The sequence below is a fragment of the Chitinophaga sp. S165 genome, from assembly GCF_003182155.1.
Lineage (GTDB): Bacteria > Bacteroidota > Bacteroidia > Chitinophagales > Chitinophagaceae > Chitinophaga.
Map to the genome: position 1 here is coordinate 461,162 of NZ_QGTG01000005.1, position 13,232 is coordinate 474,393.

Annotated in this window: 10 protein-coding genes; 3 read left to right on the forward strand and 7 right to left on the reverse strand. The window is 45.5% G+C overall.

Features of this window, described 5'->3' with window-relative positions:
• The first annotated feature begins 124 nt into the window (after positions 1 to 124).
• A complete protein-coding gene (gene cobA, locus C7475_RS21240) occupies positions 125 to 883 on the forward strand; it encodes a uroporphyrinogen-III C-methyltransferase (RefSeq protein WP_110055393.1) in 759 nt (252 codons plus the stop codon).
• On the forward strand, positions 870 to 1,562 hold the full coding sequence (locus C7475_RS21245) for a Crp/Fnr family transcriptional regulator (RefSeq protein ID WP_110055394.1): 693 nt from the start codon (positions 870 to 872) through the stop codon (positions 1,560 to 1,562). The genes cobA and C7475_RS21245 overlap by 14 nt, the downstream gene beginning before the upstream one ends.
• Here the strand turns inward: C7475_RS21245 and C7475_RS21250 are convergent.
• The 5 genes from C7475_RS21250 to C7475_RS21270 form a co-directional block, all read right to left on the reverse strand.
• The gene (locus C7475_RS21250) at positions 1,559 to 2,182 is read right to left on the reverse strand and encodes a response regulator transcription factor (protein WP_089834170.1); all 624 of its coding nucleotides are present in this window, start codon (positions 2,180 to 2,182) and stop codon (positions 1,559 to 1,561) included. The two genes, C7475_RS21245 and C7475_RS21250, sit on opposite strands and share 4 nt — an antisense overlap.
• Before the next feature lie 22 nt (positions 2,183 to 2,204).
• The gene (locus tag C7475_RS21255; RefSeq protein WP_158286571.1) at positions 2,205 to 4,127 is read right to left on the reverse strand and encodes a sensor histidine kinase; all 1,923 of its coding nucleotides are present in this window, start codon (positions 4,125 to 4,127) and stop codon (positions 2,205 to 2,207) included.
• Between the two features lie 497 nt (positions 4,128 to 4,624).
• Positions 4,625 to 6,808: a catalase gene (locus C7475_RS21260; protein ID WP_110055396.1), complete on the reverse strand. Its 2,184-nt coding sequence runs from the start codon at positions 6,806 to 6,808 to the stop codon at positions 4,625 to 4,627.
• Positions 6,809 to 6,848: 40 nt separating this feature from the next.
• Positions 6,849 to 7,409: a ferritin-like domain-containing protein gene (locus C7475_RS21265; RefSeq protein WP_110055397.1), complete on the reverse strand. Its 561-nt coding sequence runs from the start codon at positions 7,407 to 7,409 to the stop codon at positions 6,849 to 6,851.
• Between the two features lie 465 nt (positions 7,410 to 7,874).
• Positions 7,875 to 8,300, reverse strand: coding sequence for a DUF983 domain-containing protein (locus tag C7475_RS21270; RefSeq protein WP_110055398.1), 426 nt, complete (start codon positions 8,298 to 8,300; stop codon positions 7,875 to 7,877).
• Between the two features lie 200 nt (positions 8,301 to 8,500).
• On the opposite strand from C7475_RS21270, the gene C7475_RS21275 reads away from it, so the two are divergent.
• The gene (locus C7475_RS21275; RefSeq protein ID WP_233259919.1) at positions 8,501 to 11,716 is read left to right on the forward strand and encodes an AsmA-like C-terminal region-containing protein; all 3,216 of its coding nucleotides are present in this window, start codon (positions 8,501 to 8,503) and stop codon (positions 11,714 to 11,716) included.
• A gap of 60 nt (positions 11,717 to 11,776) precedes the next feature.
• Here C7475_RS21275 and C7475_RS21280 read toward each other — a convergent pair whose 3' ends face one another.
• Both C7475_RS21280 and C7475_RS21285 read right to left on the reverse strand, forming a co-directional pair.
• Positions 11,777 to 12,367, reverse strand: a complete 591-nt coding sequence (locus C7475_RS21280) for a hypothetical protein (RefSeq protein ID WP_110055400.1) — start codon at positions 12,365 to 12,367, stop codon at positions 11,777 to 11,779.
• Entirely contained in the window at positions 12,367 to 12,861 is a 495-nt protein-coding gene (locus C7475_RS21285) for an RNA polymerase sigma factor (RefSeq protein ID WP_110055401.1), read from the reverse strand. Before C7475_RS21285 ends, C7475_RS21280 begins: the two co-directional genes overlap by 1 nt.
• Between the last annotated feature and the right edge of the window lie 371 nt (positions 12,862 to 13,232).

The window sequence follows — 13,232 nt, forward strand, 5'->3', positions numbered from 1 at the left end:
CCGATTCGAGTGTTAAAATGAGCCGTTTTTTGTGATCTGCATCATGAAATTAGGAATAAGTGTTCTAATTTTATAGTGGTTCGTATGATTTTACTCATATAAATATTTTTATAATACTTCTCACATGGCATACTTATCTTTGGTAGGAGCAGGACCGGGTGATCCGGAACTAATAACTTTGAAGGCAATAAACGTTCTCAGGCAGGCGGATGTAATATTATATGATGCATTAGTGAATGAAGCACTGCTATCCTACGCCAAACCGGGTGCTGTGATCCGTTTTGTAGGCAAACGCTATGGCTGCCATTCGCTCTCACAACAGGAGATCAATCATCTGATCGTGTCTTATGCCCAGTCGCACGGACATGTAGTAAGACTGAAAGGGGGAGATCCCTTCGTGTTCGGTAGGGCTACGGAAGAGATAGCAGCCGCTAAAGGCGCCGGGATCCCTGTTCAGGTTGTTCCAGGTGTCTCAAGCGCCCTGGCTGGCCCTGCCGGTCAGATGATACCGCTTACGTCAAGAGGCATCACCGAGAGCTTCTGGGTAACGACGGGTACTACCCTGACAGGAGAAATCTCAGCAGATATCGACCTGGCAGCGCGGTCAACCGCTACCGTCATCATATTAATGGCTATGAGCAAACTGGAAAAGATCATGGACATATTTAGCGGGTACGGGAAAGAGAACCTGCCGGTAGCCATTATTCAGAACAGCTCGACAGATAGGGAAAAAGTAGTAACAGGTACAGTAAAAGATATCGTATTTAAAGCGCAGCATGCCGGCATGTCTAACCCGGCAGTAATTGTGGTAGGGAAAGTGGTGGACCTGAAGGACGTGACCGGAACGGTGCAGCAATTAATTGACAGGCATGAAGAAAGATAAACATGGTTGCGATCTGCAATCCTGTATGTTATGTAAGTTGTGTATTCCTGCGTGGAAGCCAGCCATTTCGACTCATAGACAAAGTTTTACATTAAAGAAAGGTCAGATGCTCTTCCGGGAAGGAGAGCCTGTGAATGGGATCTACTTCGTGAATGCAGGTAAAGTAAAAGTGCACAAGCATTGGGGAGAAGGCAAAGAACTGATCGTTCGCTTTGCCAAAGAAGGTGATATTGTCGGACACAGGGGCGTGGGCAGTGAGATGGTTTATCCTGTGTCGGCGACCGCATTGGAGCCGGTAGATGGCTGTTTTATTGACCTTGCATTTTTCCAGGCTACGCTTAAGGTCAATCATGATTTCCTGCATGCGCTCATGATGTTCTATGCCAGTGAATTGCAGGAGTCGGAGAAGAATATGCGCAATCTTGTACATATGCCTGTAAAAGGCCGTATCGCCCATGCCTTGCTGATCCTCCTGGAAAAGTTCGGCGCCAACGAAGAGGGCTATATTAATATGACGCTCAGCCGCCAGGACCTGGCATCCTATACCGGTACGACCTACGAAACCGCTTTCCGTGTCATGAGTGAACTCATACAGGAAAAGATCATCGCCATTTCCGGCAAAAGTATGGCCGTGATAGATCCCGCCCGGTTACAGGCCCTGGAAGCAGAAGCAGGCTAGAGCAGTTTGTATTCTGAGGCCAGTTTCACTACGGAAGTAGTATTGTTTACTCCGAATTTCTCCATCAGGTTCTTACGGTGACTTTCCACCGTATGCGTACTGATGAACAATTGATCTGCTATCTGCATGGTGGTTAATCCCTTGCCGATCAGCTGAAGGATCTCTTTTTCCCTGCGGGTGATACGGGGTATGGCTTTCAGCAGTTCCATATCCGCATTTTTCAACGCTTCTTTCGTACTGCTGCACAGATATTCCTCCCCATCCATAATAGCATAAATGGCCCGGATGATCTCATTGCCCAGGGCATTCTTCAACACATACCCGCTTGCGCCATTCTGCAACATACTGTGTATGACAGGTTGTTCGTCATGTATACTCAGTGCGATGATCTTCACATCTTCGTATTTCTTTTTTACTTCCCCGCAAAGCGTCACTCCGCTGATGTCCGGTAGGTTCACGTCCATCAGTATCACGTCCGGCTGCCCTTTTTCCAATGCCTGTAACACACTTTTGCCATCTCCATAATCGCCGTTCAGTTCTATACCTGCATCACTTCGCAGGATGTTTTTCAACCCTTCTACCATGATAGGGTGATCTTCTACCACTACTACTTTGATCATAACTTCTTTCAATTACGTTTAACTAATTAATGGATGTTGCACATTCTATTGTAATGGCCGTGCCTGTACCTGGTTCAGACTGTATATCGATCTTGCCGCCCAGGAACTCTACACGCGCTTCGATATTCGCCAAACCTGCTCCTTTGAGCTTATTGCCTGTGGTGGTATCAAATCCTTTCCCGTCATCTTCTACGGTCAGGAATAAAGTGTGATCAGTTTGTTGCAACAGCACTAATATCTGTGATGCCTCTGCATGTTTGACCGCATTGTTCACCAGTTCCTGCATGATGCGGTATAATACCACCTGCCGGGTATGTTCCATATCTGCCTGAAAATTGAACACCTGGCAAATGATATTGTCTGTTCCCGTCTTTTTCAATCCCCTGCAATATTCTACTGTTGCTTCTCCGAGACCATATTTAATAAGGATCTCAGGCATCATACTGCGGGCAATACGACGCAGTTCATCCATCGCGCCGTCCAGCCGCTGCAGCGTATTCTGAATTAGCGACTGCCTGTGTACCGTGGTCTGGGACGGTGTTACGGTAGATAACTCCAGTTTAATACCTGAAAGTAATCCGCCAAGTCCATCATGCAGGTCACGCGCCAGTCTTGTACGTTCTTTTTCCTGTCCTTCCAGCATGGCCGAGAGGAGGGATATCTTATGCTCCTGACGGATGCGTTCCACTTCAAATTCGTGTAGTTGTCGCTGTTGTTCCAGCAGCTTACGCCCGTTACGGTAAAACAGGTAGCTGAGTGCTGCCACGACCAGTAAGGATAACATGATCACTACCATCAGTGAGATCAGCAGTCGGTTCTTCTGTAAGGCGAACTCCTGGCGCTCGTTCTCGTGCTGCAACTGCATGATGCGGTTCTCTTTTTCGGATGACTGGTAATGAGCTTCCAGTTCATGGATCTTCTCAGTTACTTCCCGTTCTTGTAAGCTATCGGCAAGTATGATGTACTTCCGCAGGTATTTATATGCATCGTCTGGATAATGTTGCTTAAATGACAGTTCGGCCATCAGGTCCAGTGCATGTAAACGGAATGGAAAATCCTTGAGCGTATAAGAAAGATGCCCGTATTCTTCCATCGCCTTCATGGCTTTGTCATATTGTCCCTGTCGTTCAAAGAGTTTGGCCAGCGAGTACAGGTTATTGCAGATAGCTACGTTGTAGTTCAGCCTGCGTGCAATGAACAAGCCACTGTAAAACATACTGGCTGCATGATGGTATAACTGGTGCTTCACATCCAGTAAGCCCTGGTGATAATAGTAGTCTGCCCAGATGTCAATGGAGTCCACGCCGGTCTTGTCCAGCTTTGCTTTGGCTTCCGTCAGATGGCTTTCCATGTTCTGAAGGCTGTCCAGGTGGTACATACAGCTGGCGAGACTAAGATGCCTGCTGGCTATCAGATGGTTATACCTGGCCGGGTCATCATAGCTGGTCAGGCTTTTATAATAATAAGTGATAGCGGTTTTATACTGTGATTTATTAAAGAAGATGTTTCCCAGGTTTTCGTATGTAGCATTCAGCTCGGGGATGGCGTTCATTTTCTCCAGCAGGGGAATTGTTTGCAGATATTCTTCTGTCTGCAATTGTGTTTGTCCTGCATTACCCAATACTTCTGCCAGATTGATCTTGATCATGGCCAGCAACATGCGGCCTTCGCGGCTGGTATCTTTTATGATATCCTCTTTCGCAATGAGCAGATGTTTTTCTGCCTCCCGGAAGTTGTTGATGGTATTGAACCAGGCGCCTATTGCCAGGTAAGTGCGTGCGATACCTAGTTTACTTTCATTCTTCTCTTCCAGTTGCAATGCCTGTTGAAAATATTTCAACGCCTGCACGCTGTCTCTCAATGGCAGCTTTCTGGCCAGCCTGATATATAATTCAGATGATACTGCGTCAGAAGACCCACGTTGGGCAATCATTTTCTGACTCACGTTATTATGGGTCTGGGCGTATAACCGGGTAGTTATACATAATAGGACGATAAGTATAGGTATTCTCATGGACATAAATCAGGGCAGAAATATATAATTATTTGAGATACATATTCTTATTATTTTTCCTTTGTAAATGTATCAATAGGACCTCCCTGGGAAAACCCCTGTTTTCCGGGATTTTTTTCAGTGACTTCATGACTAATTTTGCACTGTGATTTTGAAAGCCCTTGAAGAAGAATGTTACAGGTATATAGCTGCTTTAACTATCCTTAAAAATTGTTCACAAACAATGTTTTATGCGGAATGGCATATATACTCCGATATCACAGTAAATAATTACCAGAAATATTTTAACCGTCTTTATAGTATTAACATAGTATCTACCACGGGAAATCGTGGCCATTTTTGCCAAACCCCAGATTGTATTTTTGTTGAAGAACCTAGATGAAGGGCAGCGGGTGTGTGGACCCCGCTGCCATCCAATCAAAAAGAGATCATGCAGGCACCCGGCGTGGTTTCTCCCGCTCCCAGAAACGATGTTGCGCAATAGCCTTTATGAATGTGTTTGCCAGTCCGGCCGCATCGTCACTTACAATAACACCTTCCATCAGTGCTGATTCTTCTGATTTATCTTCCGGTAATTTTTTGAAGAAATACGTGGCCTCCAATACCTGTATAGCTCCCGCATGTGCTGCTATGGCTTTACAATGTCTGTATGCTTCGTTCAGGAAATGTACGGCATCGGCATCTGCCTCCAGTGTAGCAACGCTGTTGGCGCCTGATGGAACGTAGATAGCATCATAAAATACAGAAGCCGCCGTCAGGAAACTTTTGACCACCGGTATCAGTGTATCGTCTGCTGCGATGATATCGCCCAGATGCGGCGCTACTACTTCCGTAATGGCGCCTGTCGCTTCCAGTGCCTTCTTCACCGCTGTAAGTGAAGTTGCATCTACTCCGTCTGCCGCCAGCAGCGCAATCTTCCTGGTTTTGATACTGTCTTTTACCGTATTGGCCATACTCAGGGCTGCAGAGATATCAGGAACCGGTGTTTTCGGTGGAAAAGGTTCATATTTTGCAGGATCAGCATCTGCCGGAACGCTATGATTAATAGGCTTTTCCGGTTCTTCAGGTACCTCCAGTCCCAGACCATACGCCACCTGGCTGGCCAGGTCTTTATCCACCTGCGTGAGGATGCCTATCATGCGTTGCCTGATCGCCACCGTATCTACCTTACCCAATTCGAAACGAAGTGCGTCAACGATATGTTGTTTTTCAGGATCTGACTGACTGTTATAAAAGAGGGTAGCCTGGCTGAAATGATCAAAGAAACTACGGCTTCTTTCCCTGATCTTAACGGCATCAATCCTTTCTGTGTAAGAAGTAAAACCGCCTTCTGCTGCCTTCGCCTGCGCGGGATCACCCCCGCGAAGTGAGTTAGGACTATAGGCAGTCCTGCCACGGTTGATGGTTTGCCGCATATATCCGTCCCGCTGGTTATTATGCACCGGGTTGATAGGGCGATTGATAGGTATTTCCTGGAAATTAGGGCCTCCCAGGCGAATTAACTGCGTATCCGTGTAAGAGAAAAGACGTCCCTGTAACAGCGGATCATTCGTAAAATCTATTCCCGGTACTACATGTCCGATATGGAATGCAACCTGCTCTGTCTCTGCAAAGAAATTATCGGGGTTCCTGTTCAGGGTCATTTTACCGATCCGCTGCACAGGCACCAGTTCTTCCGGAATGATCTTGGTAGAATCCAGCAGGTCGAAATCAAACTTATGTTCGTCTGCTTCCGGTACGATCTGCACACCTAATTCCCATTCCGGAAAATTGCCGCTTTCAATTGCTTCCCACAGATCACGTCTGTGAAAATCAGGATCTTTACCGGAGATCTTCTGCGCTTCGTCCCAGGCCACAGAATGTACACCGAGTAAAGGTTTCCAGTGAAACTTAACAAAACAGCTTTCATTATTCGCATTCACCAATCGGAACGTATGTACGCCAAACCCTTCCATCATGCGGAGACTGCGGGGAATGGCCCTGTCGCTCATTAACCACATGATCATATGTGTCGATTCCGGCATGAGGGATATAAAATCCCAGAAGGTATCGTGTGCTGATGCGGCTTGCGGTATTTCATTATGTTGTTCCGGTTTTACGGCGTGAATGAGATCAGGGAACTTAATGGCATCCTGTATAAAGAATACAGGCATGTTGTTACCTACAAGATCAAAAATGCCCTCTTCCGTATAGAACTTAACAGCGAAGCCTCTGACATCGCGCGGCAGGTCGGTAGAACCTCTGGAACCTGCCACTGTAGAGAATCTTACAAATACAGGTGTTTCACGCGATGGATCTGTCAGGAAACCCGCCTTTGTATATTTTTCCATTGATTCATAGACCTGGAACACACCATGTGCCCCTGAACCGCGTGCATGCACTACCCGTTCAGGAATACGTTCGTGGTCAAAGTGTGTGATCTTTTCGCGGAAGATGAAATCCTCCATCAACGTAGGCCCGCGCTCACCGGCCTTTAGTGAATTATGATCGTCATTGATCTTTACGCCCGTATTGGTGGTGATGATCTCTCCGGTACTTTCTTCCTTATTCGGTGACAGCTCTGCAAGTTTTTTGTTTTCTTCAAGAACTTTGGTGGTCTTTTTACCCGGCATGGTTCAGTGTTTTTATGGTTCTCAGATAAGGTTGAATGGACTATTCTTCAGCAGCTTCGTAATTGATATTGTTTTCTGCTATTTCAGTGAGTAATACATCAGAGTCCTTCTCTTCTGCCAGCGTTGCTTCCAGTAATGAGGCTGCTTCTGTAAGACCGAGGGTGGTGGCTAGCTGCGCCAGTCCACCGTAAGTGGCGATCTCGTAATGTTCTACTTTTTGTGCAGCGAGGATCAGTCCTACATCCCTGGTGGCGGTTCCTGCTTCCGTATCTGCAATGATGGATTCTCCTTCCAGCACTATGCCTTCAATAGCATCACATTTTTTACCTCTTACCGGTTTGCCAAGCAGACCGAAGATCTCTTCCAGGCGGCTGATATGTCCTAACGTTACCTGCAAATGATCTTCAAATGCAGTTTGCAGTTCGGGTGTTGTTGCTGATTTTTTCATCTTGGGCAATGATTTTGCAATATGATTTTCTGCCCAGTAGATGTCTTTTAATTCTTCACAGAAGAATTCCTTCAGACGGGAGTCTGATACAGGTGCGGATGCAGTTTCAGCTGACTTCGCTGTTTTTTTGGAAATGGATGAAGCTTTTGCCATAAGTAAATAATTTTCATATCCTCATACTAACACTGTACCGTAATGTGATAGCCGCTGCCCGTCCAGATGAGGCTTTTTGAAAATGATAAGCCTGTAGCAGATATTTCCCATTATGTATAGGATGAACAATAGCATAAAACGCTGTATATGAATGGAAGGACGTGCTCGCGTGGTTCCTGCGACCTCCCGCGAACCGGAAGATGTGATGGGGATAAAGGTATTCCGGCGGCTTCGTCAGCAACTCAGTTTGTTGTATTAGAAAGCTTAATAAGAAAGATAAAATACTATCAGATGACGTGGGTTTTCGCTTCCCTGTTTCTATACTGCTTGGTCTCCGCTTCTTCTCTGCTTGTTCTACCGCTGTTCTACCGGAGTACTAACAAAATAGCCGGATCCTTACTGGTAAAGGATCCGGCTCCAGGATATGATTTAGGTAGACCAGTGAAAATGATATGATCTTAACATTTATACCTTATACGCCAGCGTACGTGTCTCTGGTCTGTACCGTACAAAGAAGGCCAGCCAGATCGTCCGGGATACGCGCATAATGGGCGGTTGCAGTAATACCAGGAGGACGGCGTTGATACCCAGCCACCAGAACATCCGGTTATCGTATAAAGAGAACCCTATGATCACCCACCAGGCAATAAATGTCGCCACGCTGAATGCCACAGTTATGGCATAGCTGACATATCCGGTCCCATAGTAAAACCCTATTTCTCTCTCAAAATCTTCCCCACACACCGGACAATGGTCGTTCATCTCCGTAAAATGTTTCAGGTTATAGGCACTATCAGCTGTGAATATTTTTCCTTTACGACAGGCAGGGCACCTGTTCTGTAGTATGCTGCCCATCAGGTTAGGCTTTTTTTCGAATTTAGCTGCACACATAAAATATGTTATTTGGACATCTCAAAGGTACCACAAACCCTACCCGTGGCTATGGTGGTATTTCTCTGAATTATGGTATTTTTTACTGATTCGTCGCCAGAATAGGAGTGTACATATAAAATATTTTTATTTTATAGGGGTGGTTTCTATTTTTGCCGTTATTATCACCTAAGACAAGTCTCAACACCATGACTGGCAAGATGCGAAAGAGGATTTTCCGGATTGTTTTAATACCTATTGTTATCCTGATAATACTGGTGGGTATCGCTGTAGGTGTATTGTATTCCCAACAGCAGCGCCTCATTAACCTGGCCATTAAAGAACTGAATAAGCAGTTACCGGGCGAACTGGTCATAGAAGGCAGTACCATATCTCCTTTTCAGAACTTCCCTTACATTTCAATAGGCCTGAAAAATGTCAGGTTCTTCGCTACAAAGCAGAAGACCGGCAGACCCATGTATCAGCTTGAAAAGCTGTATGTAGGGTTCAGCCTGCCCGATATACTCCGGCAGAAATACAACGTGAAGGTAATATTGCTTAAAAAAGGGCATCTTGACCTGGTGAGGGATGTAAATGGTAACCTCAATATCGTAGAGGCTAACAGGATCCGGCAGGACACGATCACTACTACCGCAACCGAATCTGCCTCTCTCGACCTTGATATCAAAAAGATCGTGTTGAGAGACCTGGATATCGCTTTTTCCGATAAACAAAGCGGCCAGCATGTCAATACCCATATAGACAAGATAAAAACTGCTTTTCGGGCCGATAGCGTCAACATTTTCGCCGACCTGGAGGGATCAATGATAGCTGACTATACCACCCCGACAGATACTTCCCTGTTCAGGAATAAACATGTTAAACTGGACCTGCAGCTGACATACGATCAGCAGCGGCAGTTTGTCAGCCTGCCGGTAGGCGGTCTGAAACTGGAAGATGCCAGTTTCAGTATTACGGGAACAGCCGATCTGAAAAACGGTAATAATGTTGACTTTAAAGTGAAAGGGGACAGGCCCGACATTGACCAGTTAGTGTCATTTGTCCCTGCGTCGGCAATGGAGCAATTGAAACAGTTCCGTTATGACGGCCGCCTTTATTTTGACGGTATCATCAAAGGAAAGCTTGGCGGTGACCAGATGCCGCTGATTAAGATCAACTTCGGATGTGAGAACGGCTGGCTGCTCAATGAAAAAGCCAATAAGAAGATCGATTCCCTGGGCTTCAAGGGTTATTATACGAATGGGGCAGGGCATTCCCTGAAAACCTCGGAACTGCATTTGTTAAGTGTAAGCGCCCGTCCTGAGAAAGGTATCTTCAAGGCCAATTTTGTCATGAAGGACTTTACTGATCCGAAAATGATCATGCAGATCAATTCTGACCTGCAACTGGAGTTTATAGGCGCATTTTTAGGGATAGCCGACCTTCAACGTCTGACGGGCCATATCAGCCTGAAAATGGACTTTAATGAGCTGGTGGACATGACCGTGCCGGAAGTATCCATGGGTAAGCTCAAAGAAGGTATCCAGAGTGAATTGAGAGTAAGTGACCTTACTTTCCGTATTCCCAACTATCCGCATATCATTCATAACCTGAACCTGCATGCGGATATGAAGAACGGCTTCGTGAAACTCGATACGCTTTCCTTCTATTTCGGTAATTCCGACTTTGCAATGAATGGCTCCCTGAGCGACCTGCCAGCCCTGTTCCATCAGCAGGAGAAGCCGGTGCAGGTAACATTCAGTGCGCGCAGCAAGAAGATGATCCTGAAAGAGCTGCTGTCCTACGACTCTGTCATAGCGAAGAAAGCAAAGGAAGAAATATACGGGTTCAATATCGGGTTATCGCTGGAAACTTCTGTAAAAGAACTGCAACATCCTGCTCCATTACCTAAAGGCAAATTCAAACTGGAGAAACTGTACGCCAGCTTTAAGGAGTATCCGCACGCCTTCCATGATTTTGGAGCAGAGCTCAACATCAACGATACAGCTTTGTTACTGCGGAACTTCGGTGGTATGATCGATAGCAGCGATATCCTTTTCAGTGGCCGTGTGATCAACTACCAGCTTTGGTTCGACCAGGTAAAAAGAGGAAAGACACAGATAGCGTTCGACCTGAAATCGAAGCGCCTGGCAATGAAAGATGTACTGGGACCTGTCAGCCGTAACTATGTGCCGAAAGACTATCAGCGTGAAGTGGCTACCGGTATATGGCTGCGTTCAAAAACTGATCTGCGTTATGACTCTGTATTCAAATTCGCTAAGATAAAACTGGCTAATGTCTCTGCAGAACTGCAGGAGCATAAGATCAAAGTTGACAGCATAAAAGGGACTGTGAAGATAGGCGCTGACAAATTCCTGAAGCTTGATACCCTGACAGGCCGCATCGGTAAGACGGATTTTGATGTCAGCATGCGTTTATACATGGGTAAAGATTCAGTGAAGCGTAAGAAGGAAAACTTCCTGCAGTTCGCATCGAGGAACCTCGACCTTGACCAGCTGACCAACTATAAACTGACGGCCAATGAAGATGAGGAAACCGTAGTTGCAGCACCAGCTGTAACGCGTACTGTGATCAAAGATACCAGTCATTCCAGCGGCTTTAACATCTTCACTGTTCCATTCATTGACTTTCGTGCTACTGTCAATATCGGCAGGATAAAATATCATCGCCTGTGGCTGAAAAACATCACCAGCAACGTCCGTATGACAACCAATCAACACATTTACCTGGATACACTGGGAATGGGCGTTGCAGAAGGGCAGATAGGTATGAAGGGGCACTTCAACGGCGCAGATCCTAAAAAGATCTATTTCCGCAGCAGGATCAGGGCCTTCGATGTGAACATAGAAAAGCTGATGTTGAAGCTTGATCACTTCGGACAGGATTATGTGATCAATAAGAACGTGAAAGGACGTCTGAACGGGCAGATCAGAAGCCGTATCCTGATGCATCCGGACCTGACGCCTATTATTGATGATTGTGAGGCTCAACTGGACCTCGATATCAGGAACGGAAGCCTGATCAACTTTGCACCTATGCAGGCCATGGCGGGGTATTTCAAAGACAAGAACCTGAACATGATCCGCTTTGATACCTTAAGGAATAAACTGACGCTGAAGAACGGCGTACTGGATATTCCGACAATGAATATCAACTCTTCCCTGGGCTTTATGGAGATCTCCGGCAAGCAATCGCTGGATATGAAAATGGAATACTATATGCGTATACCATTGAAGATGGTTACACAGGTAGGTTTTCAGTCGCTTTTTGGCAAGAAACGAGAGGAAGTGGACGCTGACCAGGTAGATGCCATTGAATACAGAGATAAGGATAAAAAGGTGCGTTTCATGAGTATTAAGGTAACGGGTACGCCGGATAACTTTAAAGTAGGACTGGGAAAAGCAAAGAAGACATAAAAGATTATAATAACAGAGGGAAAGCCGCTTCGTTACAACGGAGCGGCTTTCCTTTTTTAATCAATTGAATGCTTCAGTCAGCGCTTTCATTCCATCCAGTCTCTCTCCGAATCGCTTTCTTATATACCAGATGTTGATATAGTGCAGTGCAACGCCCCACGGTATTGTTACAAAAAGGGTCGTGCGCCAGCTTACGCTGAAGGATATCAGGAGGGCGGCTATCATTGCTATTCCTGTGGCATTGGATATCCAGAGATATACGTGTAATGCCCTTTTTGTTTTTTTGTGAATTTCTGTTACATAATCCCTGATATGCGTACCTTTCTGCAAAAGCGACAGGCGCATCAGTCTTATGAATAATAGCAGGCAGACAAGCAGATAGAGTATTGTACCCGCATAGATCAGGGCTCTTATCATATCGCCTCTGTCCGGACTTCCGGAAACAATGCTCAACGTTAAAGAAAAGGACAGGAAAAGTAAACCTATGATAATAAGTCTGATCTCTTTTCTAAATGTTAATGCTAATTTTTTTCTCGTCTCAATTAATCTTTCGTCTATCATCCTGCTTATGGATTGCGCGGTAAGTAATTCTTTATTATGTTCTACGGAAGCCCCCTTCAACAGGTTGTCCAGGTCGTCCAGTGGTTCCATTATTGTTGAATTTTAGTACGTGTGATCTGATCTTTTAATTTCTGCCTGATACGGTTCAGCTTAACGCCTACATTGTTTTCGGAGTCACCGGTGATCTCCGAGATCTCCCGGTAACTGATTCCCTCGATGTATAACAAGATCACTGCTTTCTCTGACTTTGGAAGAGAGCGGATCATTGCCCATAGTAACTGTTCCTGTTCACGTTGCCCGCTTTCATTATCCTCTGCCGGAGGCGCCGTCGCCACATTGCGGAGATGTTTGTTCCTGGTGGCAGATTTTCTGGAGTAGGTCAGGGCTGTATTTAATGCTACCTGGTACATCCATGTAGACACTTTGCTTTGAAACCGGAAGCGTGGAAAAGACAACCATAGCTGTAACCAGATCTCCTGCAGAAGGTCTTCCTTATCTTCTTTGTGATCTGCATAGATATTCACTACTTTAAAAATTATGCCCTGGTGTGGAAGGGTATGATCCAGAAAGTCAGCTTTGGTCATTACGCATGCTTCTTTTTATTTTAGAAGGACTGTTCATCACGGGGATCTTTATTCATTAGTATACCAGCGTGTCGGAAACTTACAATATCTGTTTAAAATATCTGGGGAGCGGGTTAAAAATAAGTAAAATCTAGTGGGTCATTAGAACGAAAACGGAAAGCTGGAAGGGGTATAAAAACTCAAATGCCAGGTAAAGCTTAGATTATGCATCTGTAAAGTCAATCCTGATCCTCACTATAAAAATTGTAAAGCTTTTCTTTATTAAGACAATGTTCGCTTAGATACCGCTTAGATATCGCTCATCCTACGTTAATCTTACGTTCATGAACGTAAGATTAACGTAGGATGAGCGATATCTAAGCGGTATCTAA

What these genes read in the sequence shown, in the direction of transcription:
- cobA (WP_110055393.1), top strand. Translation starts at nt 125, where the DNA reads ATGGCATACTTATCTTTGGTAGGAGCAGGACCGGGTGATCCGGAACTA.
- C7475_RS21245 (WP_110055394.1), top strand. Translation starts at nt 870, where the DNA reads ATGAAGAAAGATAAACATGGTTGCGATCTGCAATCCTGTATGTTATGT.
- C7475_RS21250 (WP_089834170.1), bottom strand. Translation starts at nt 2,182, where the DNA reads ATGATCAAAGTAGTAGTGGTAGAAGATCACCCTATCATGGTAGAAGGG.
- C7475_RS21260 (WP_110055396.1), bottom strand. Translation starts at nt 6,808, where the DNA reads ATGCCGGGTAAAAAGACCACCAAAGTTCTTGAAGAAAACAAAAAACTT.
- C7475_RS21265 (WP_110055397.1), bottom strand. Translation starts at nt 7,409, where the DNA reads ATGGCAAAAGCTTCATCCATTTCCAAAAAAACAGCGAAGTCAGCTGAA.
- C7475_RS21270 (WP_110055398.1), bottom strand. Translation starts at nt 8,300, where the DNA reads ATGTGTGCAGCTAAATTCGAAAAAAAGCCTAACCTGATGGGCAGCATA.
- C7475_RS21275 (WP_233259919.1), top strand. Translation starts at nt 8,501, where the DNA reads ATGCGAAAGAGGATTTTCCGGATTGTTTTAATACCTATTGTTATCCTG.
- C7475_RS21280 (WP_110055400.1), bottom strand. Translation starts at nt 12,367, where the DNA reads ATGGAACCACTGGACGACCTGGACAACCTGTTGAAGGGGGCTTCCGTA.
- C7475_RS21285 (WP_110055401.1), bottom strand. Translation starts at nt 12,861, where the DNA reads ATGACCAAAGCTGACTTTCTGGATCATACCCTTCCACACCAGGGCATA.